This is a genomic window from Streptomyces sp. 2-1 (genome assembly GCF_048564895.1).
GTDB lineage: Bacteria > Actinomycetota > Actinomycetes > Streptomycetales > Streptomycetaceae > Streptomyces > Streptomyces phaeochromogenes.
This window is the reverse complement of record NZ_CP183383.1, coordinates 5,986,981-6,007,155: the sequence shown is the minus strand read 5'-3', so window position 1 is coordinate 6,007,155 and position 20,175 is coordinate 5,986,981. Positions and strand designations below refer to the sequence as shown.

19 protein-coding genes and 1 tRNA gene are annotated in these 20,175 nt (G+C 66.2%); 11 read left to right on the top strand and 9 right to left on the bottom strand.

Annotated features, from left to right (window positions below; translation table 11 throughout):
- Positions 1 to 4 precede the first annotated feature (4 nt).
- On the top strand, positions 5 to 412 hold the full coding sequence (locus ACN20J_RS26630; RefSeq protein WP_419666961.1) for a hypothetical protein: 408 nt from the start codon (positions 5 to 7) through the stop codon (positions 410 to 412).
- A gap of 101 nt (positions 413 to 513) precedes the next feature.
- Here ACN20J_RS26630 and ACN20J_RS26625 read toward each other — a convergent pair whose 3' ends face one another.
- Both ACN20J_RS26625 and ACN20J_RS26620 read right to left on the bottom strand, forming a co-directional pair.
- Positions 514 to 897 (bottom strand): hypothetical protein, encoded by a 384-nt coding sequence (locus ACN20J_RS26625; RefSeq protein WP_362304966.1) that lies wholly within the window; start codon positions 895 to 897, stop codon positions 514 to 516.
- On the bottom strand, positions 897 to 1,247 hold the full coding sequence (locus ACN20J_RS26620) for a hypothetical protein (RefSeq protein WP_419666960.1): 351 nt from the start codon (positions 1,245 to 1,247) through the stop codon (positions 897 to 899). Before ACN20J_RS26620 ends, ACN20J_RS26625 begins: the two co-directional genes overlap by 1 nt.
- A gap of 182 nt (positions 1,248 to 1,429) precedes the next feature.
- Between ACN20J_RS26620 and ACN20J_RS26615 the strand changes: the two genes are divergently transcribed.
- From ACN20J_RS26615 to ACN20J_RS26590, 6 genes are all read left to right on the top strand, one after another.
- Complete coding sequence (locus ACN20J_RS26615) at positions 1,430 to 1,699, top strand: GntR family transcriptional regulator (RefSeq protein WP_362304971.1); 270 nt, start codon at positions 1,430 to 1,432, stop codon at positions 1,697 to 1,699.
- A gap of 212 nt (positions 1,700 to 1,911) precedes the next feature.
- The gene (locus ACN20J_RS26610; RefSeq protein WP_362304974.1) at positions 1,912 to 2,253 is read left to right on the top strand and encodes a hypothetical protein; all 342 of its coding nucleotides are present in this window, start codon (positions 1,912 to 1,914) and stop codon (positions 2,251 to 2,253) included.
- A 320-nt stretch (positions 2,254 to 2,573) separates the two neighbouring features.
- Positions 2,574 to 3,077 (top strand): hypothetical protein, encoded by a 504-nt coding sequence (locus ACN20J_RS26605; protein WP_419666959.1) that lies wholly within the window; start codon positions 2,574 to 2,576, stop codon positions 3,075 to 3,077.
- Positions 3,078 to 4,275: 1,198 nt separating this feature from the next.
- Complete coding sequence (locus ACN20J_RS26600; protein ID WP_419666958.1) at positions 4,276 to 4,440, top strand: hypothetical protein; 165 nt, start codon at positions 4,276 to 4,278, stop codon at positions 4,438 to 4,440.
- Between the two features lie 370 nt (positions 4,441 to 4,810).
- Positions 4,811 to 5,992, top strand: coding sequence for a hypothetical protein (locus ACN20J_RS26595; RefSeq protein WP_419666957.1), 1,182 nt, complete (start codon positions 4,811 to 4,813; stop codon positions 5,990 to 5,992).
- 310 nt (positions 5,993 to 6,302) lie between these two features.
- Complete coding sequence (locus tag ACN20J_RS26590) at positions 6,303 to 6,662, top strand: hypothetical protein (RefSeq protein ID WP_419666956.1); 360 nt, start codon at positions 6,303 to 6,305, stop codon at positions 6,660 to 6,662.
- A gap of 212 nt (positions 6,663 to 6,874) precedes the next feature.
- Here the strand turns inward: ACN20J_RS26590 and ACN20J_RS26585 are convergent, their stop codons facing one another.
- The 3 genes from ACN20J_RS26585 to ACN20J_RS26575 all read right to left on the bottom strand — a co-directional run bounded on the left by ACN20J_RS26585 (position 6,875) and on the right by ACN20J_RS26575 (position 10,609).
- Positions 6,875 to 7,276, bottom strand: a complete 402-nt coding sequence (locus ACN20J_RS26585) for a mCpol domain-containing protein (RefSeq protein WP_419666955.1) — start codon at positions 7,274 to 7,276, stop codon at positions 6,875 to 6,877.
- 1,440 nt (positions 7,277 to 8,716) lie between these two features.
- Positions 8,717 to 9,217, bottom strand: coding sequence for an NUDIX domain-containing protein (locus ACN20J_RS26580; protein WP_419666954.1), 501 nt, complete (start codon positions 9,215 to 9,217; stop codon positions 8,717 to 8,719).
- 36 nt (positions 9,218 to 9,253) lie between these two features.
- Positions 9,254 to 10,609, bottom strand: coding sequence for a tetratricopeptide repeat protein (locus ACN20J_RS26575; protein ID WP_419666953.1), 1,356 nt, complete (start codon positions 10,607 to 10,609; stop codon positions 9,254 to 9,256).
- Positions 10,610 to 10,832: 223 nt separating this feature from the next.
- Between ACN20J_RS26575 and ACN20J_RS26570 the strand changes: the two genes are divergently transcribed.
- From ACN20J_RS26570 to ACN20J_RS26555, 4 genes are all read left to right on the top strand, one after another.
- Positions 10,833 to 11,600, top strand: a complete 768-nt coding sequence (locus ACN20J_RS26570) for a hypothetical protein (RefSeq protein ID WP_419666952.1) — start codon at positions 10,833 to 10,835, stop codon at positions 11,598 to 11,600.
- Positions 11,601 to 11,675: 75 nt separating this feature from the next.
- The gene (locus ACN20J_RS26565) at positions 11,676 to 12,587 is read left to right on the top strand and encodes an aminoglycoside phosphotransferase family protein (protein ID WP_419666951.1); all 912 of its coding nucleotides are present in this window, start codon (positions 11,676 to 11,678) and stop codon (positions 12,585 to 12,587) included.
- Positions 12,588 to 13,286, top strand: a complete 699-nt coding sequence (locus tag ACN20J_RS26560) for a class I SAM-dependent methyltransferase (RefSeq protein ID WP_419666950.1) — start codon at positions 12,588 to 12,590, stop codon at positions 13,284 to 13,286.
- A 31-nt stretch (positions 13,287 to 13,317) separates the two neighbouring features.
- The gene (locus ACN20J_RS26555) at positions 13,318 to 13,893 is read left to right on the top strand and encodes an HAD domain-containing protein (protein ID WP_419666949.1); all 576 of its coding nucleotides are present in this window, start codon (positions 13,318 to 13,320) and stop codon (positions 13,891 to 13,893) included.
- A gap of 129 nt (positions 13,894 to 14,022) precedes the next feature.
- Here ACN20J_RS26555 and ACN20J_RS26550 read toward each other — a convergent pair whose 3' ends face one another.
- From ACN20J_RS26550 to ACN20J_RS26535, 4 genes are all read right to left on the bottom strand, one after another.
- Positions 14,023 to 15,477: a hypothetical protein gene (locus ACN20J_RS26550; RefSeq protein WP_419666948.1), complete on the bottom strand. Its 1,455-nt coding sequence runs from the start codon at positions 15,475 to 15,477 to the stop codon at positions 14,023 to 14,025.
- Positions 15,478 to 15,748: 271 nt separating this feature from the next.
- Positions 15,749 to 15,821: transfer RNA gene (locus ACN20J_RS26545), tRNA-Lys, on the bottom strand.
- Positions 15,822 to 16,120: 299 nt separating this feature from the next.
- Positions 16,121 to 17,656: an amino acid permease gene (locus ACN20J_RS26540; protein ID WP_362304979.1), complete on the bottom strand. Its 1,536-nt coding sequence runs from the start codon at positions 17,654 to 17,656 to the stop codon at positions 16,121 to 16,123.
- A 205-nt stretch (positions 17,657 to 17,861) separates the two neighbouring features.
- Positions 17,862 to 20,054 (bottom strand): DEAD/DEAH box helicase, encoded by a 2,193-nt coding sequence (locus tag ACN20J_RS26535; RefSeq protein WP_190230893.1) that lies wholly within the window; start codon positions 20,052 to 20,054, stop codon positions 17,862 to 17,864.
- Positions 20,055 to 20,175 lie beyond the last annotated feature (121 nt).

Genomic DNA, 20,175 nt, shown 5'->3' with positions numbered 1-20,175 from the left:
AGACATGGGGGACGACAGCGAGGCTCAGCGCATAGCGGAGGACGGCAGACTCTGGCAGCACACGCTGCACGAGAACACGATGCTGTTCCAGCGAGGCAACCTCTTCCTGGTGGGCCAGTCACTCTTCGCCGTGGCCTACACGACACTCCTCACCACGGAGAAACACCTCTCGGCAGCCCGCGTCCTGACCGCCTTCGGCCTGGTCCTGGCCCTCACCTGGCTCTACGTCGGCCACCGCCACCGCCTCTACTACCGCCACGTACAGGCGAGAGCGCTGGAACGCCTCCCCGACTACGCGGCCACATGGTCGACTTGGACGGGCCGCAGACGGGGACTGTCGATCACCCTGATCACTTACGTGTTGCCTTGCCTGGCTGTGGTGATGTGGGTGGCGTTGTTGCTGATCACTTGAGCCGGCGGCCGCCCGCCCGGGACACGGCCTGCCCTGCGCCTCGGATGGTCCCGAGGCGGAGGGCATCGGACGGTGTCGTCATCCGCCGGGCTCCAACCGCCCTACCTGGTAGCGGATGTTGGACGCCTCTTCGCCTCCTGGCTGGCCTGCCCGCCGTCCTCGGCATCCGGTGCAGGCAGGCGCATGCCCCGGGACTCGGCGACGCGCAGGGCGTCGGCCAGGCACTCGGCGAGGCGAAGACCGGCGTAGCGAACCTCGGTGTACGGCGATGTCGGGTCGTCCAGCACTGTGCGGGCCAGGCCGAGGACGTCAGCACCTGTGGCGAGCTGGGCCGCCTCCAGATCGTCGGCGAGACGGGACACGTATCCGCCGCCGTTCTCCGTGACCAGGTAAGAGGGTTTGCCGTCGAGGGACGGCCACGGCAGGAGGCGGGGAGCGGCGGAAATCCCCGCGGGGCCAGTGGTCCGCTTCGCGGTGTGCTTCATCAGGCGGCCACCTCCTGCGCGCCGATCAGGTGCCGGTCGAGGTCGATCCCCAAGTCGGCGGCGAGCACGAGGGCGAGGCGGCGGCGCTGCTGAAGTGCGGCTTCCTGGTCATGGGCGGCGAGGTAGGGGCGTACGAGGGCGGAGTCGGCGCCGTCGAGGGGCGCTACGAGGCCGTACGGGGAGCGGTGGTGGGGGAGCCGTGGCGATAGGGGCGCGGAGGGCGAGGGGTGCCGTACGGCGGTGAAGTGGACGCAGAGGTAGGTGCGGTGGCGGCTGCGGCGCCGTTTGCCCGTGCCCGGGCAGAAGAGGAGACGCAGCCATTCGAGGGTGCGGCGGATAGGGTCGTGCATGTCGACGCTCCTTTGAAGCGTTGGCCATGCCCCGGGAGGTCTGGACACCTCGCCGGGGTCTTGTCATTTCGACCATACCGGTAACTGCGTCCCCCTGCACCCCTATGCGTCCTACTGCATCCCGACGCGGTAGGACGCGTCCTGGTACTGCGCTACGCGCTGGGCTGCGGCACGGTGGAGAGATGAGTGAGCTTCCGCGCTACGAGTACGTGAAACTCGCCGATGCAATCGCGGCAGACATCGCGTCCGGCGAGTTGCCACAGGGGGCCGCGCTGCCAGGTGAGCGGGCCATGACGGATCTGCACAGCGTGAGCATCGGCACCGTGCGTCGCGCCATCGTCGAGCTTCGCAAACGTGGGCTGGTCGCAACCCTGCCCGCGAAGGGGACGTACGTCATCGGAATGCCGGAGTCACCCAGCGACGCACCCGAAGTGGGCGAACCGAACACCTGAGGGGTGGCGCACGCGTCGCGCGACCCCGGTCGAGCCGGGTCTCCTCGGTGGATTTGCCGCCCCAGTGCGCGGGCTTGCCACCCCGGTAGTGCTCCCTGCCACCTCCCGCCCCGCCTCACTCTCCGGTGGTAATTCAGGCGAAACCAGTGACAGTCCGCCGCAACCTGAGCACACTGCCCCACACGTGACCAACCACCACCGGGAGCAGCGCCATGGCCAGCAACCCTTACTTCAACCAGCCCTTAGCTCCGGCTCGCCCCCACATGTACAACACCACCCTCGCCAAAGTGATCTGGACGCTGGTTCCCATCGTCACCGTCGGCCTGGCTGCCGCTGTCCCGTTCGTCGTCGCGGCCGTGAAAGGCGTCGTAAAGCCGTGGCTGGCGGTCGTGTACGTGGTTGCCGAGATCGCCGTGTTCTCCGTTGCCATGGCGATCAGCCCCACTGGCGACGACGGCAACCCGTTCCCGGGCTTCCTCATGGTGCTGCTGATCATCACGGCAGCTACGCACGCGGCACTGCTCGACAACGACAAGATCAGCATCGGGAAGTAGCTCCAACGCAGCGCCCGCCGACCGGCATTCGAAGGTCGGCGGGCGCTTCCCGTGTGTGCCACACCGGTGCCATCCCCTGCACAAACTCGCACGTCACGGCCAACACACCGCACTCCCTGGGCGGTTAGGGAAATCCGTCGCGCATCGTCCAGCAGAATCCTGGGCCTTCACTCATCTGTAGGCACAACATGGGCATACCCCCTCCACACGGCACACATGAGGACGCATGATGCCCTCCTGCACACCACATCCTTGGGGGGACCATGACCGACAGCACACCACCACCCATGCCCGACTTCCCGCCGCCCCCACCGCCGGCCGTGAAGAAGAACCACACCAACGCGATCATCATCGGCTCCGCGGCCGCACTCATCGCCGCAGTCGTCGCAACCGGCGTTGTGGTCGTGCAGTCCGCAGACGACGGCAAGCCCGCCACCACCGCCGTCGCGTCGAGCGTCCCGGACGGGGACGTCGTGACCGACGCCGCGCAAGAGCCGGATCTGGAGCCGACGTACGACGAAGTCGACACCGACAGCTTCACGATGGAGCTTCGCACCACCACGCGGCAGTGCTTCGGGTCAGCCGGTTGCAACGTGACGGTCGAGCCAGAACTGACCTACCTCGCCGACGCCGAGAGCCTCGATCCGGACGCGGTGTACGAGATCACCTACGAGATCCGAGGCGACGAGTCCGGACCGGTCATCGAGACTGCTGAACTGACGGACCGGACGAGCCTGAGCTACACGCCGACTATGGTCAGCGCTGCTTCGTCGAGCACGAAGGTTTCAGTGAAGATCACGGACGTCGTGACCCAGGGGGGATGAGGTCACGTAGTCGGCAGTGTCGGCGGTATCTGAGCCGACGCCCGATGTTCGGTCAGGCCCCGCCGAGTTGGCGGGGCCTTCGTCATCCGGTGCGCTGCTTGCCCGCAATCGACCGCAGCAGCAGGGCACGGGCAATCTGCCTGCGTGGCCGCTGTACTGCCCGCCCGTCAATTGGCCGGCGCTCGACTGCGTATGACTCCCCGGGCCACTCGGTAGTGGGCGACCGGCGGATCCCACCATGCTCGGCGCCTGCTCCAGCAGGGGGGCCAGTTCGCGAATGCGCCGTGCCGGGCGAAGCACAGCCTCGTACCGGTCGCAGACCAGCCGCTGTGACTCCGAAGCTCCCGCCTGCCAGAGACCTCAACCACGAGCAGTACTCCGGCCGGGCCTACTGCCGGTGCGACAAGGCGCTTTGGCGTGGCGCGGTGAGCGTCAGCATCTGCCACGGCAGTTCGGGGGCCCACGTCCTCGACATCGAGGTGTACGCCTGTCCCCGGCTGCGCATACCGGCCGTGGCGGTCCGACGACGACTGAGCCGTCCTGATCGTCTGGCACTTCGGGCCATCACCGGTCCAGCAGAACGCGTCGGGCGCCGAGAAACGACACGAGCCCCCGGCTCAGATCACCTCTGAGCCGGGGGCTCTCGCGTAGCCCCTGTGGGACTCGAACCCACAACCAATGGATTAAAAGTCCTGGCCAAAGCATGACGGGTGGTGCCGGATGCTCTCTCAGCGTCCAGAACCGCCTGGCCAGGAGGACTTCGCTGTGTATCTGGGTCTACTGACTGACGGCTCCTGCCGGACCGTCCGCTCACGCATCGCTCACGCAGAGCACATTGCACGAACTGTACGGAGCACCCCGGACGGGTCACGCTCGCAAACCTATCCAAGATCACAAAAAGTAGGCTCGACCCTACAGACGCCGGCCCGCGCGACGGGCAGCCTGGCTGTACGGCTCAGTCTCGTTCCCGTGGCGCGGATTTTCAAGATCAGCAAATGCATCAATTCTGGTGCTGCCCCGAGCCTCCGCGGTGGCGAATCCTGTACGCGGTGCCCCAAGAGACTCGGCTCGTTGGATTCAGCCGTGTGTCCGACACATGGCGTGGGTGAAGCCGAGAGTGATCACGAAATGTGCCTGGCTGGGTACTGACTTCGCGGTGCGAGGCGGAGAGGCTGGTGCCCGAGGTAGGGAGCAGCCGATGAGCGGGCTGGCGATAGAATTCGAAGTCGTTGCTGCCATTTGTGTTGCGCGGGTTCTGATTCGCCAGCTCCGAGGGCTGTTGGTGGACATCGGTAACGCAATCCGCGCCTGGCGCTCCGTACGCGACGCCTTGCGGGACGAGCCGGAGGAACACCAGAGCTGACTTATGCACTCGCTCCGACTTGGCGGCGGACGGTCGGCACCAGACCAAGGCGCTCGGCAGCCGAGATCGCTGCGACCGCTCGGCTAGATCTCTACGGCTAGCCTGGAAAAGAGGCGGCGCGGCGCTCCGTTCGGAGCCGATCCGACGCTCCGAGTCGGCGCGTTCCGGTTCGGAACAGCCACATGTTCTGATCAGTTCTGAACAGGCACTGCTGATCATTTGCTCTGCATCTCCGTCGGCAGCAAGTGACGGCACACGGCCATCAAGGGTCTGTAGACGACGGCGACACCTCGGACGCAACTCAAGGGGCGCCCGAACGCTGCGGAAAACGGGTGCGAGCGCCGCGCGGAGCAATCTACGATCGTTCACCATGGGCGTGTATATAAGCCGGCATCGGACGGATGCGGCACCGAAGCGAGCATCAGAGTCGAATTCCGAGTTCTTCGAACGGATCGCCGGTCCGTTCTGGGACCAGGTGCGGGATGTGATCAACGAGTGGTGGTCACACTTTCCCCCCGATGCTCAGCCCGGCCTGCGCAGTCGACTAAAGGATCGCAATTCCGACGCGAACGTCTACTCCGCGTTGTGGGAACTGTACGTGCACGAGATGCTGCTCGGCTCCGGTTACACGGTGGAGATCGAGCAGCAAATAGGCACAGAAGGCAAATATCCAGACTTCCTGGCCACTCGTGGCGACGAAAAATTCATTGTCGAGGCGATCTGGACAGCCGAGAATCTGGACGGAACCGGGAGTAGCTCGCTCCCGCCTCAGGTCGCGGACGCGATCGACCGCGTTCCGAGCCCAAACTTCTACGTGGCATACAAGGTTGACAGCATTGGCTCGACCACGCCGCAGCAAAGGCGGTTGAAGAACGAGCTCACACGATGGCTGGCAACCTTGAATCCCGACCAGGTCACTGCCGAGTATGAGCAGAAGGTGCCGCTACCCAAGCACACCTGGCAGGAGGCAGGCTGGCACCTCAGCTTCGAGGCGATCCCCCGCAGCCCCGGCAGGCGAGGCGATCCGACGAGCAGGACAATCGGAATCCATCCCTCGGTGTGGGTCGCCGATGACTCAGATCGGGTGCTCAAAGCTGTGAGGAAAAAGGGCAGGAGGTACGGCGACTTGGCGCTGCCATTCATCGTGGCGGTTGGTAATTCGGCCGTCTTTCCCGAAGATGAGGACACCGAGAGCGCGTTGTACGGGACCTCGGTCGAGTACGCCCACCGCACCGGATCGACTTTCGGTCGCAATCCCGACGGCTACTGGACTGCCGCGCAAGATCAGGTCCATAGCCGGGTCAGCGGCGTACTGACCGTCGACAACCCGGCACCTTGGACCTGGGCGAAGCAGGTCCCAGTCCTCTGGCAAAGCCCCGCACCTGGCTCGTTCCCGGCCCCCGTTCTCCCCGTCTGGGCAACGGCACGATTGGTCGATATTCACGTCGAACGTCAGCCAGCGGCTCGCCCCATCCACACGTCTCTCAGTCTGCCTGAGCGCTGGCCGATCGGGGACGCTTTCTCCCGGCGTCAGCCAAGCACCGAAAGCTGAGGGCGCGATGCGAACGGGCGGATGCCCCACATGCGGAGAGTGGCCGAAGACTGGGCGATCTGCCGGACGGCCGCATGCTCCTGCACTTCACGTGGGATCGCGGACTTGTCGATCGGCTACGGCTAAGCGTCGTACGTGCCGACCGCATCCATACCAAGACTGGGCCACTGTCCCCAACGCGTTACTACAGGTCGTATCTCTCCCCGACGATTGGGACGAGTGCACCCGCAGGCGAAAGGAGCTGGCCCGTCCAGCGGAGGAAGGTCAACATAGGCCCCTTAGCACAGAGCTACACCAAGCGGCCACTCGCATGCTGGAACGTGCACGGCGCATATCGATTCTTGGCCCTGAAGAAGTCGCTCAAGCCGCTCAGAAAATCTCTGATGCGACTATGGAGAATATCGAAAGAGAATACAAGTTCGGCCAATACATCGAGGCAACTGTCGCACGTCTGCGGGAGCAGGAAGGGCGTGTCCGTGAGCTCTCGCCCGACCTCAAATTTGAGCAGCTGAATCAGGTACTCACCCACGCTGGCAACTTAGAGAGCTCACAGGAACTCTATTCTATAGAAGAGCTGGAGAGGATCATAGGGAATGCGGATCGCTCCATGAAAGCGGGAGAAGAGTGGCTCAGCAGGATGATCGCGTTCGGGGAACTAGGGGCGAAATAAACAACGAAAGAGCGCGCTTCCTGGAGGATTTTAAACGCAATATTCAGGTGACCGAAGAGAATAGGGCGGTCTTCGTTCACACCGTGCGGAACTCAATCGCAAGCCCACTCATACATAGCGACTGATCAGCCTAGTTCTTCGTCAGAAATCGGCCACTCCTAAAGTACTGACGCTGTTCCCCAGCTGATGTCGATCCTCGATCGGGAGAAATTTTAGCTGTCTCGCGAGTAAGTTATCACGCGACGCTTTCCTGCAGCCTTTGCCATTCGCAGTGCGACGAAACTTTCACGCAAAGTTTCACCCATCCCGGCCGAGAATGTAAATTGCCCCGGGCGCTGGAGGTCCGAGAGCCGATCACATATAGAACCAATGTCAGGGTTGTCAATCCGCGCCAAGATGCTGTCGCCCCCCGCCGACACAACGTAGACGCCTGGGATTTCGTTAAGTGAATCAACCAATTCGTCAATCGATGCAGAAATCTCCTTGGATGACGCTACGAAGGAGTCGACGTCGTTCGCTAGAAGGTGCGCTTCAACCTTGCCCCCTACATCGTCACCATCGATGATCAAATAAGACAACACGGCTCCATTTATCGGGGCTGTCAAACTACACATAGGAAATAATTTCGGTTCTCGGACTGAGAGGCAAAAGGGAGCCGAGGGCAAAGGCAAGCGACGTTGGGGCCGAAATAAATAGGCGCCCTTCCGGAACTGACCCGTGTACTGCATTCATGGAGGAAAGGTGACTCGCCCAACCCTGTAGAGTGCGTTTCAGTAGTTCATTGTACGCGCGGTGATCATTGGGGAAATCTGGGCACTCGATAACAAGTGCTGTGCTGCAGATATCGCCTGCGCTCACTTGATATCGGGCGTGAGTACCCGCAGTGGCCGCAGCTTGGGCATCCATGGCGCGACTTGCGGAATTTTGAGAGATGCAGACGATTAGTGCATGCCTGTTTATGTTTCCAGGATTCAAATTTACGGTCTGTATCTGCACCGTACTAGGGAGCTGATAATTGACCTCCGACGTACGCGGCCCCGTGGGCGTGCCTACGAGCTGCAGGGGAGGCAAAGCCCCAACTGCACCCGAGTTGGAAACCTGGTGTACGGCGATCTCCTGAAAATCGTGGACTCTCAGGGATGCTCCCTGCACACTATTAAACACCTCCCGTCCAAGCTGGAATGAGTTCTCAAGGCCACTAGTAAGATAAAAGGAGATTTCACTCGACTTTCGAGGATTCTCCTCCTTAAGCCGAGCCTCGATCACTTTCTGCGTCAGCCGCCTTCTATCTACTCCTGAGCTCGGATACAGTTCGTCGGCATTTACGTAGAAAAAGCTAACATGCTTAGCTTTAGCCTCTGCTGCATACTCCAGGAGTCTCGCATCCGACCACCCGGAAGTTGGTTCTGGCTGCAGGAATACAGCGACTCCGACTCCGGAGCGTCCGTGGAGGCTAATCCAGCTAGCAGCCAGGATGAGGAACCCTGCAATCAGAATGCAGATTTCAGTTCGCTTGCCGCCGGGAATCATTCCGAGAAAATCGGGGAGTGTGGAAGCTACGATGGCAGTTCCGATTGCCGCAACCAGCGCAGCGAAGATCGCTCGATCCTCGTTAACTCTTCGGTAGCTTCGCCTAATGCGGCCCGCCATCTCGCCCCTTACCCACCCGTGTAGTCAGTAGCACCACAGCCGTAATCTACCGGGTCTTGTGTCCGTCCACAGGAAATCGCATCCGCCCTTGAGCACATGAAGTCGTCGGGGTAAGTGACAGAGCCGTTGCCATCAATGCGCCCGTAGCCTCACACCTGGCGCACTGCCTGACGGATGCCGAGGTCACACGTGCGGTCTTCGGTGAGGTGGCTGAAATGGCCTGCCGAGCAGGGGGAGTCACGCAAGACCGCCGCGGCGGTGGCTGCGGCATCTCCAGGGTGAGGTCCGGGCTGAAGACCGGGCTTGTGTGCCTGGACCAGCGATGTGGTGGATGAACATGTGCCTGGGACTGAGGACGTGGACGGCTTCCATCCCGTCCGGGCATGGTGACGCAACACTCGTCCCTATGCCCATCCGTCCAGTGACACCTGGGGCCCACGGGTGAGATACCGGTGGAGCGCGCTCGCGGTGGTGTCCACGAACTCTTCGGGTATGGCGTCGGCATCGACCCATCGGACTTGCGCGTGCTTTCGTGGCTCGCGGTTTTCGGGTTCTCCGGTCCATTCGTGAACAGCGAAGACGACGGTGAGGAAGCCGTTGGGAGCTTCAACGCCCCACGCGCTGTGGATGATGTGGGCGACCTTCAGGGACTCCGGTTTCACGGTCAGGCCGGTCTCTTCGTACAGCTCGCGCACTGCCGTCTCGGTGACAGGCTCGCCGGGCTCACTCTTACCGACGGGAAGATCCCACATCCCCTGAGCGAACTTGGCGTTCTGGCTCCGCTGGAGGAGCACGACCCGGTTGGTGGCCTGGTCGTGGACGATGACGGCGGCGACCAGCAGGGTCATGGATTCCAGGGCGGGCGGTAGGGCTTTGGGCTGGTCGTCGGTTGTCCGCTGAGCCACGGCTGGTGTCCCTTCGTCGGCCGGTTGGTGGGCAGCTTAGGCCAGTGCTTCGCGTGCGCGGCGGGCGAGTTCGGCGGCTCCGGGCACTTTGCGGCGCTGGTAAATGGAGAGGGTGAAGCGGAGCGAGGTGATCGCTTTGCGGGTGCGGTCGGAGGTCATGCCCTCCATGAGGGTCAGGGCCTGGGACCAGGCGGCGACCGCCTCGTCGGCACGGGCCTGGGCTGCGAGGCTGTCGCCGAGGTCTGCGTGGGTGAGGGCGTGGACGCGCTTGTACTTCTCGGGGTCCCAGCGGATCAGGGCGTCTCGGTGCTGCTGTTCGGTGCCGACGTGGTCCGCCAGATCAGTGAGCGTGCGGGCAGTGTGGCTGGCGACCGTGCCGGCGGCCGGGCCGCTGACGCGTGAGTAGCTGGGCTGAGGCACGTCGTCACGCAGGAGAGCGTCTTCGGCGGCAAGCAGAGCGCGGGCCGCTGCGGGCCTCTCACCGACGGCGGCGTAGGCACGGGCGTGGGTGATGTGCAGCAGTGCCTCGGTCTGGCCGTCGACGTGGCCCCGGCCGCGAGTGAGCGCGCCTTCGACGAGATCGACGCAGTGGTGCGGCTGCTTGAGACTGAGGGCCTGGTGGGCGAGGGCCCGCATCATCCAGGATGCGTGGCCGCACGGGTCGGCTTCGCAGGCGAGCTGGTAGCCGACTTGGTAGTAGCGCTGGGCAGCACCTTCCTGGCCGAGGTCGTGGTGCTTCCAGCCTGCCAGGTAGGCGAGTTCGGCCACTGCACCGAAGGCTGCCCGGCGTAAGGCTTCGCTCGGGTAGCGGCCCCGGAGCATGGGGGCGGCGGTATCGGCGAGGTATGCGGTGACCGTGGTCAGGCCGTGGCCGCCGCCGAGGCGTTCGTCGGCCGCGCTGAAGGCAGCCGTGATCTGCCGTACGACATCCACGTCCTCCACCCCGACCACGGACGTGCCAGTGCGGGCTCGGAGCATGCGCGTGGTGGCCTCGTGGTCATGGGCGAGCGGCATAGCAACGCCGGCAGTGGTGAAGGCGGCCACCGCGAGGAAGCGGCGGCGCTCAACATCGGCCCGGCCGAGGTCAGTTGCGGCCAGGACGGGATCCCCTTCGGCCGACTCCTGGCCATCTGGCGTGCGTAGGCCGATCTCGGTCTGGGTGATGATGCGGCCCGTGCGGCGGGAGAGCGCTTCGGCGAGGTACTGGCCGGTCCGGCCTGTGGGCTGGCGGGTGCCGTTGGTCCAGTGGGAGACGGCGGACTTGTTCGTCTGGAGGATCTCGCCGTTCTCGGCCGCGATGCGCCGGACGTCTCTCGCCAGGGCCTCGTAGGTGCAGCCCGTCGCGGAAATGGTGTCGCGCAGGCGGGAGTTGGGGCCTCTCGGCGCTGCCACGCTCGCCTCCCATCCGGGGCTGTAAACCGCGTATACCGCTTCAACCGCCTCTCACCGTACCCACTCTGCGTGACGGAGTGTTCACTAATCATCAGCCGCCCGGCCCCGGTCCGACACCGTGACCACGCTCCCCCTTCGGCCGGGCGGCCCCCAAGTTCCGTACGCCTACACCAGGTTCGGGCATTCCTGTGCCCGGACCCGGCCAATCAGAGACGGAGACACGGTGACCACCATCGACACCACAGCTACGACGGACACGACGGCCATCACGGTCGTACTGCCCGAGGCGTTCGACGAGCGCTGGAGCCGTCTGCCCGGCATCCAGGTCGACGGCCGGCGCATCACCATCGACCCGGCCGAGTACTTCTTCCGCTTCGAGTCCAGCACGTGGCTCGTCGCCGACTGGGAGCTGGTCAGGTCCCAGCTCCTGAACGTGGAGGAGACGACCGAGAGCGCGGTCGAGCAGCTTGCGCTGGAGTTCATCAAGGCTCACGCCGAGTCCACCTCGGACGCCTCCATGGTGCTCGCCACTGCCTACGAGGTGTACGCGTACCTCTTCCGAGACGAGCACCTCCCCGCCCTCGGTCTGCCGCAGTTCACCGCCGACCACCTGCGGATGCTGCGCGAGGCGGCCACGCTGATGGCGCTGAACAAGGTCGAGTTGGACGGGCACATCTCCAACGTCGGCCCGTGCTGGTTCTTCCCCGCCGCCACCTCCGTGGTCTTCGACCTGGACGACGAGACGGGCGGCATGCTCGACGAGGTCTACCACGGCGGCTGGTTCAACGAGCACCGTCGCATCGAGGCCATCAAGGCCCACGCCGCACTCGGCGGACGGCTCGTGCACGGCTGCCAGTCCGTGCCGGACCAGAGCGGTGGCGTCGTGGCGCCCTACGGTGCGTCGATGACCGCCTTCCGCGACGACCTCGCGGCCTTCAAGTCCGGCTGGATCGAGCAGGTCTACGCCCACCGCGTGGCCCCGGCCGCGTAGCACCACCATCCCGGCTCCGGGGCGGGCCAGCGCCTCTAGCCCGCCCCGGACGCCACCAGCCCCCTGGAGCCCCACGTGACCGCGAACCCCAGCACCGAACTCCTCGACAACCTGCTCACCCTGGCCGGCCGGACCACCGCCGTTCGCGAGGAGGTGCGCGTGTGGTCCATGTCCGGCGTCGAGCGTCTGACCTTCCCCGACGGCACCACCGCCATCTTCAAGTACGCCAAGAGGCCCTTCGACAGCGAGGACCAAGCCCTTCGGCTGGCCCACACCCTCGGTGTCCCGGTGCCCTCCGTTCACGCCTCCGCAGTACTGGACGGCTGGCTCGGAATGCTGCTGGAAGACCTCGGCGCTCCGATTCGCGAGGCCGACGACCTCGACGGCGCAGCCGCAGCCGTTGTCCTGCACGGCACCCGCACCGCCCCAGCCCTGCCTGTCCTGGACCAGGAACGACTGCGCGCCCTGCCGAGCCGGGCGCTGGAACACCTCGGCCAGCTCCGCAAAGCCGACCGATGGCAGGACGCGGACGACGTCGAAAACGCGCTCGACCGGATCGCCCAGGCCGCCGAGGCACGCTCGGCCGGTGCGACGGTGGCGCCGTTCGGCTGGGTGCACTCCGAGTTCCATCCCACCAGCCTCCACATCGGCCGGCACGGCTGGCGGCTGCTGGACTTCGCCCGCGCCTTCACCGGTCCTGGCCTCCTCGACCTCGCCAGCTGGCACGGCACCCTCGACACCCCCGATCCCGTACGCCTCCGGGTCTTCCTGGACACCTACGTCGCCGAAGGCGGCACCCCCGACGCCCTCGCCAAACGCGGCGGCCTGCCCGCCGAGAAGTGGGCACTGGGCTGGCACCGCATGTGGGCCGTCGAGTGGTTCATGGAGCAGTCCATCCGCTGGATCAACGACCCGGCCACCGACCCCGCGTACATCAAGGCCGTACGCCGTCACCTCACCGATGTCCTCCACCTCCTGGAGGTCTAGGTGCTCGCCGCCCAGGCTTCCCCCTGGTACGTCCACGCCCTCCAGCGCACGACGGCTGCTCCCGCCGAACCACTGTCCGTACCCGCCCGGATGGAATGGACCACCCGGCCCGGCAGCGGACCCGGCGCCGAAATCCTCGGCCCGGACCTGCGCCACAAGCGACTGCTCGAACTCGGCTGCGGCCCCGGCCACAACGCCGCCCACCTCGCCACCCGCTACGGCGCCCACGTCACCGGCGTCGACCTCGTCGGCCTGCAGATCCGCCGAGCCCGCTCGCACTACGGCCGACTGAACAACCTCACCTTCGTCGCCGGCCACGCCCTGCACTACCTGCAAGCAGCCGACGAACACTTCGACGCCACCTACTCCGTTTTCGGAGCCGTTGGCCTCGTAGCCCCCGAACTCCTGCTCCCGGCAATCGCCCAACACCTCAAACCCGGGCACACTCTCGCTTTCTCGGTCCCGCACCCCCGGCGCAGCGGCCTACGCCCCGCCACCGACGACCGGCCCCGACGCGACTACGTCACCGTCCCCGACCGCACCCGACTGCCCATCGCCCGCTGGGACTTCGACGCCGACCGCTGGGAGAAACACCTCGACCGCGCGGGCTTCTGGCTCACATCGGCCCAGGAGTTCCACGACTCCCGCCACGGTGGCCGCTGGCCCACCACCCTGCTGATCACCGCGCGCAAGCTCTAACCCCCCACCCCGGCTCCCCTGGGAGAAACCGATGCGCCCGCCCTACCTACTCCTCGACGTCGACGGCGTCCTCATCCCCTTCCCTGACGCGGAGGATGCCAGCCCGGCGACTCACACACGGCATGACGTCGTACCCACCGGCCGAAACGCCGCCGCCATGACCATCTGGCTCAACCCGGCACACGGTCCCTTGCTCAAGCAGGTGATCCGGACCGGCCTGGTCACCCCCGTCTGGTGCACCAGCTGGCGCCAAGACGCCGCCACCCTGATCGGCCCGCTCCTCGGCCTGCCGAATCTGCCGTACGTCGACCTGCCGCGCCCGCAGATCACGACCAGCCACCCCAACGGCTATCTCTGGAAACGCGACCATGTCGAAACCTGGCTCGGCGACGCACCCGCCATCTGGGTCGACGACGACTTCACCAGCCTCGATCACGAATGGGCGGCGGAACGCACCACGCGCGGCCAGACGACCGCCCTTGTTCAGCCTGCCCCCCACGTCGGGCTACTGGCCGAGCACCTGGTCGAGATCCTGGCTCGGGCGGCGTCATTGGCCGTCGCGCAGGCTGATAGCCCAGGCATTCCACGTGAAGGCGAAGCCGCGTAGCGGACACAAGCCGCAGGATCAGCGCTGCTGTGCAGGGACCGAGCCCCTGCGACGGTCGAGCATCGGTGCCCAGCTCTACCGCTCGGGCCCGTCGTGACCGCCGTGCTGGAGGTCAGAACCTCGGGCAAGCTAGCGGCCGGGGGCCCGGAAGGCTAGGAGCAAGCGGGCAGTCAACTCCTCTGCCAGTTCACTGCTGCGGCCTGCGAGCATCCCGGCGGTGACGGCTTCCTCCGCATCGACCCTCACCGGAGTATCACTCCGATGCGAGAAGGTGGCGTGGTTGGGGTTGACCGCGCTGAGTCGCTCAACCATCACCATCATCGGTTTTTCGATGCCGACCGCCGGAGCATAGGAGGGAGCAGTCGGTACTTCGGCAGCCTCCAGCAACGACAGCAGAATGGTGATTCGCCCCTGGGCGTGCTCCTCGTCGAGCACGTAGGCGAGACCCGGGTTCGGCAGGGCCTCCCAAGCACTCCGCTGGCCGGATCGAGTGATCGCCAGCCCTACTGATCGCCCGCGCCCCACGACTGCCGCCACCGCCATCTCGGCGCTGCTGTGTACCGCGACTTGTTCGGTGTTCGAGAACAACCCCTTGGCGCGCCCCAGGTTCACCAGTTCATCGGCCAGCTCCCGCATGCGGGTCGCAGGAACCCTGCTCGTCACCGGAATGGGTACCAAGTGGATCTCCAGCAAGGAGGGACCATTTGTGTAGGCACTCGACGGCACGAGGTCCCTGTACCAAGCCACGCTGGTCGACTGATCGAGGGGTTGCCAGATCAACTCGTCGGTGTGCCGTCCGGAAGCAGGCGACTTCGGGCGGGAATCTGCGTTCGCGGGTTTGAACTGGGTAATCACTTCCGTCAGGAAGAGAGCAGCGTGCTGCGCTGCGGTTTCCTGCATGCCGGCATCGTCGGTGTTCTGTTTGGTTCCGTCCGCCAAATCGCTGATCCCGCGAACCAGAAGGAAGGGAACCCCCGCCTTAGTGGCGGCGTTGGCGAAACCAGCGCCTTCCATCTCCACAGCTACGGCGTCGTTGAAGTTCCGGTCCAAGTGGACTCGGGACGGCGACTCGGCCGAAGCGTCCAGCACGAGGTCGCCCGCCGCGATGGGCTTGAAGTGCACCTTGATCGTGGCTCGTTCCACCTCCGACAGTGCGCCTCTCCAGTCATCCACGCTGTGGACGTACATGGCCACCTGCTGGAGCGGATGGGAAGTCTCCCAGCTGCGCGGACGTCCCTTGAACCCCTCCGTACTCTCCTTGCCCCCGTGGTACGCGTACACCTCAAGAGCAACCACCACATCGCCTCGGGAGACGTCGGACTTGAGCGATCCCGCGATACCGACGAAGAAGGCAGCCTGGGGACGTACGAAATTGATGGCCCGCTCGGTGATCACCGCCGCAGAGTCGTTCCCCGGCCCGGTGGCGGCCAGATAGACCGTCCAGGGCGTGCCCGGGAGCCGACCTCGCTCGAACACCGTTCCCGCATGGTCGACTCTCTCCAGCCCCTCCAACAGCCGCCGCATTGCTGTGCGCTCCAGGGGCAGCGCAGTCAGTACGACGAGTGTCTCCTCAGATGCGTCCATGACCGCCCCCCTTGCCGCCGACGCTGCGTGCGTCTCGCGCACATACCGTAGTTCCAGTGACCCTTGCGGAAGTGGGTGGCCAACGGCGTATTGGCGACCACGCAGACCGCTGCTCAGCTCCGCGCGGAGGTTTCTCCTGGCCGACGACCACGAACATCCGCTGACGTATCGCCCACGGACGGGCCCGGAAACGAAGCAGCGCCCGAGCCAGCCGAAGCCGACCCGGACGCTGCTTAGCAGGTCGGAGGACATATCCCCCGCCTACCACCGGTAGACCCTGTGGGACTCGAACCCACAACCAATGGATTAAAAGTCCACTGCTCTGCCAATTGAGCTAAGGGTCCGTGCGCCGGACCACGTCGGCACACGCACCGACCCGTGTCGATGCAGGAACGAGCATAGCCGGACGTGGCCGAGACTCCGATCGGGTATCGGTGTACCGGCCGCGCCGAAGAGGCTACGCGAGCGCCGCGCGAGGTGCGGGACGGCGCCGCACGAGGTGCGCAACGGGGCCATCCGGGAGGCGAGACGGCCCCGCACAAGGTACGGAACGGCGCCGTGCGGGAGGCGGGACGCCGCCGCGCCAGGTACGGAACGGGACCGCGTGAAGTGCGGAACCGGCCCCGCCACGCGCCCCACAGCCCTACGGATCAACCGGATCCGGCGCCCCCGCCCGAGCCGCCTCCCGAGCATGGGTGCGTTCATGGTCCGGGTTGAGGAACCAGTGGCGGGCCGAGGCGAACCACCAGGCGGCGGCGAAGCCGAGGACGGCCAGGACCGCGATGGGGGCGTAGTTGAAGGTTTCCCAGGTGACCGGGGAGACCTGGGGCAGCATGAAGAGGACCGTGATGACGGCGACCCACGCCACCGCCACCACGCCTATCGGGCGGGACCAGCGGCCCAGGTGCCACGGGCCGCGGTCGAAGGCCTCGCCCTTGCGCAGGCGCAGCAGTGTCGGGATGACGTACGCGATGTAGAGGCCGATCACGGCGATGGACGTCACGGCGGCGTACGCGGTCACGTTGATCAGGTAGGGCAGGCCGAGCACCAGCGCGCCCAGTGCCGCGAGCCACACCGCCGCGACGGGCGTACGTGTGCGCGGGTTCACCGTGTGCCAGAGGTGCGAGAACGGCAGGGCCCCGTCGCGCGAGAAGGCGTAGATCATGCGGGAGTTGGCCGTCACGGACGCCATGCCGCAGAACAGCTGGGCGCCGATCACCACCAGGAGCAACAGCTTGCCCGCCGTCGCGCCCAGCGCGTCCAGGAGGATCTGGGCGGGCGGCACCCCGGTCGGGGAGCCGAGGGCACCGTCGTACGACTGGATCGCGAAGGTGAAGCCCAGGAGCAGGACGAAGCCCGCTATCCATGATGTCCAGATCGACTGGACTATGCCCTTCGGGCCGGCCGTCGACGCGTCGTGCGTCTCCTCCGTCATGTGCGCGGAGGCGTCGTAGCCGGTGAAGGTGTACTGGGCCATCAGCAGGCCGAGCAGCACCACGTAGAAGCTGCTGCCCCAGCCCGTGTTGTTCACGAACTCCGTGAACACGAAGGACGCCGACTGGTGCTGGTCCGGCGCGAACGTCAGCGCGCCCACGATGACCGCCACGCCCACCACGTGCCACCACACGCTGACGCTGTTGAGCAGGCCGACTATGCGTACGCCGAAGGTGTTCAACAGGCCGTGCAGGACCAGGATTCCGGCGAAGAGCAGGATCGTACGGCCGGGTGTGACCTCGAAGTCGAACTGCAGGTTCAGGTACGCGCCCAGGAACGAGGCCGCGCCGAAGTCGATGCCCGCGGTCACCGCGACCTGGCCGAGGACGTTGAACCAGCCCGTGAACCATGCCCAGGCCGCCGCCGAACGCGGTGGCGCGAGCCGGTGGGCCCAGAAATACAGTCCCGCCGAAGTCGGGTACGCCGAACAGATCTCGGCCATCGCCAACCCGACGAAGAGCGTCATGAGTCCGACCGCCACCCAGCCCCAGGTGATCACGGCGGGCCCGCCGGTGTTCATGCCGAACAGGTAGAGCGTCAGGCACCCGGAGAGCACCGAGATGATCGTGAAGGAGACCGCGTAGTTGGAGAACGCCGACATGCGGCGGGCGAGGACCTGCGTGTAGCCGAGCTGCGCGAGACGTTCCTCGTCCGACAGCCCACTTGTCTTGGCGTCATCTGTCATGCCCCCAGCAATTCCCCTGCCGGAGGTGTGACATGCGCCACGGAAGGGCTCGTTTGGCTAAATATGAGCCCCTCCGGGAACGCCGAAGGGGCCCTACGACGGAGGTCGTAGGGCCCCTTCAGTGACTCAGCTTCAGTTACTCAAGCTTCCGTTGCTCAGCCAGAGTTGCTCAGCGGGCCGACAGGCGGGCGCCGCTCGGGCGACGTCAGCCGTTGCGCTTCCAGCGCGGCTTGTCGTCACGGCGCCCGAAGGACGGGCCCGAGCCGGAACCGGCGCCGCGGTGGTCGTCACGACGGCCGTAGGGACGGTCGTGGCCGCCGGAGCGGAAGCCGCCGCCCGAGGGACGGTCGCCCTGCCGGTCGCGGTTGAACGGACGGTCGCTGCCCCTGTGACCGGCGGGACGGTCGTCGCGGCGGAAGCCACCACGGTCTCCGCCACGGTCGCCACCGCGGTCGTCACGACGGTCACGGTTGAAGCCACCCGAGGGACGGTCGTCACGGCGGAAGCCGCCACGGTCACCACCGGAGGGACGCTCGTCACGACGGTCACGGTTGAAACCGCCCGACGGACGGTCGTCACGGCGGAAGCCGCCACGGTCACCACCGGAGGGACGCTCGTCACGACGGTCACGGTTGAAACCGCCCGACGGACGGTCGTCGCGACGGAAGCCACCACGGTCACCACCGCGGTCATCGCGGCGGTCACGGTTGAAGCCACCCGACGGACGGTCGTCGCGACGGAAACCACCGCGGTCGCCGCCACGGTCATCACGACGGTCGTCCCGGCGGAAACCGCCCGACGGACGGTCGTCACGACGGTCACGGCGCTCGTAGTTGCCGCGCTCGTCACGACGCTGACGCGGCTGCTCCTCGCGCGCGGCGGCAGCGGCGGCTTCCTCGGCCACCGCCTGCTCCGCGACGGCCGCGGCGGCGGCCTCGACCACGGCAGCGGCCTCGGCGAGCGCGGCCTCCGGGTCCTCGCCACGCTCACGCGCGGCACGGGCGATCAGCCGGTCCGACTCCTCGCGCAGCTCGACGGCACGACGCTGCGCGCGCTCCAGCTGCTTGGTGAGGTCGGTGACCTCGCGCTCGGCCTGCTGCGCGGCGTTGCCCGCGGACTCGGCCTGGACCTCGGTCATCGACCGGGCACCGGTGATCTCCGCGACCTCCGGGTCGAAGCTCGTGCCGCCCTGGATGATGTGGCGCGAGGCGTCGACGCCCGCGTCCTCCATCAGCCGGAAGATCTGGCGGCGCTGGTGCGGCAGGGAGAGCGAGACGACCGTGCCGGAGCGGCCCGCGCGGGCCGTACGGCCGGAGCGGTGCAGGTAGTCCTTGTGGTCGCCGGCCGGGTCCACGTTCAGGACCAGGTCGATGCCGTCGACGTGGATACCGCGGGCGGCGACGTCGGTCGCGACGAGCGCGTTGACGTAGCCCTTCTTGAAGTCCTCGAGGACGCGGGTACGAGCGCCCTGCGTCATACCGCCGTGCAGCGCGTCGGCCTTCACACCGGAGTCGCAGAGCTGCTCGGCGATACGGTCGGCGCCCAGCTGCGTACGGACGAAGATGATCGTGCGGCCCTTGCGGGAGGCGATCGCGGCGGTGACCGGCGCCTTGTCCTTGGGCTTCACGATGAGGATGTGGTGGGACATCGTCGTGACGTTGCCCTGGGCGCTGTCGACCTCGTGCGTGACCGGGTTGGTCAGGTAGCGCTTGACCAGCGTGGAGATCTCGTTCTCCATGGTGGCCGAGAACAGCATGCGCTGGCCGCCGCCGGGGATCTGGTCGAGCAGCTCGGTGACCTCGGGCAGGAAGCCCAGGTCGGACATCTGGTCGGCCTCGTCGAGGACCGCGACCTGGACGTTCTCCAGGGAGCAGGCGCCGCGGTTGATGATGTCGCGCAGCCGGCCCGGGGTGGCGACGAGGACGTCGACACCGCGCTCCAGCGCGTAGATCTGGTTGCCCATCGACGTACCGCCGCAGACGACCTTCATCTTCAGGCCGAGCACGTCGCCGTACGGCTGGAGGGCGTCCGCGACCTGCATCGCGAGCTCACGCGTCGGCGTGAGGATGATGCCGCGGGGCTTCTTCTTCTCGGTGTGGCCGCCGGAGAGCTGCGTCAGCAGCGGCAGGCCGAACGAGAGGGTCTTGCCGGAGCCGGTGCGGCCACGGCCGAGGATGTCCTTGCCGGCCAGGGCGTCCGGGATGGTCGCGGCCTGGATCGGGAAGGGGGCGGTCACGCCGTTCTGCGCGAGCTTGCGCACGACGCCCTCGGGCAGACCCAGGTCGCTGAAGGTGACCTCGGGAGCCTCGGGGGCCGCGGACGCGGCAGTCTCGTCGACAGCGTCCCCGATGTTCTCGTTCTCGGGCACGACGACGTGATCAGTACTGGAAATGGACATGCGAATGCGAAACCTTCCGGAGTCTCGTACGGCACGCGCCCGTCAACTCCGTGATTTCGCAAACGACCGCCTCAATGCGGTCAGCCACGGCAAGGGAGAGTACGCGCCACACGGCGCGCTC

Coding starts and splice junctions, on each gene's coding strand:
- ACN20J_RS26630 (WP_419666961.1), top strand. CDS start 5: ATGGGGGACGACAGCGAGGCTCAGCGCATAGCGGAGGACGGCAGACTC.
- ACN20J_RS26625 (WP_362304966.1), bottom strand. CDS start 897: ATGAAGCACACCGCGAAGCGGACCACTGGCCCCGCGGGGATTTCCGCC.
- ACN20J_RS26620 (WP_419666960.1), bottom strand. CDS start 1,247: ATGCACGACCCTATCCGCCGCACCCTCGAATGGCTGCGTCTCCTCTTC.
- ACN20J_RS26615 (WP_362304971.1), top strand. CDS start 1,430: ATGAGTGAGCTTCCGCGCTACGAGTACGTGAAACTCGCCGATGCAATC.
- ACN20J_RS26610 (WP_362304974.1), top strand. CDS start 1,912: ATGGCCAGCAACCCTTACTTCAACCAGCCCTTAGCTCCGGCTCGCCCC.
- ACN20J_RS26600 (WP_419666958.1), top strand. CDS start 4,276: ATGAGCGGGCTGGCGATAGAATTCGAAGTCGTTGCTGCCATTTGTGTT.
- ACN20J_RS26595 (WP_419666957.1), top strand. CDS start 4,811: ATGGGCGTGTATATAAGCCGGCATCGGACGGATGCGGCACCGAAGCGA.
- ACN20J_RS26590 (WP_419666956.1), top strand. CDS start 6,303: ATGCTGGAACGTGCACGGCGCATATCGATTCTTGGCCCTGAAGAAGTC.
- ACN20J_RS26585 (WP_419666955.1), bottom strand. CDS start 7,276: ATGTGTAGTTTGACAGCCCCGATAAATGGAGCCGTGTTGTCTTATTTG.
- ACN20J_RS26555 (WP_419666949.1), top strand. CDS start 13,318: ATGCGCCCGCCCTACCTACTCCTCGACGTCGACGGCGTCCTCATCCCC.
- ACN20J_RS26550 (WP_419666948.1), bottom strand. CDS start 15,477: ATGGACGCATCTGAGGAGACACTCGTCGTACTGACTGCGCTGCCCCTG.
- ACN20J_RS26540 (WP_362304979.1), bottom strand. CDS start 17,656: ATGACAGATGACGCCAAGACAAGTGGGCTGTCGGACGAGGAACGTCTC.
- ACN20J_RS26535 (WP_190230893.1), bottom strand. CDS start 20,054: ATGTCCATTTCCAGTACTGATCACGTCGTCGTGCCCGAGAACGAGAAC.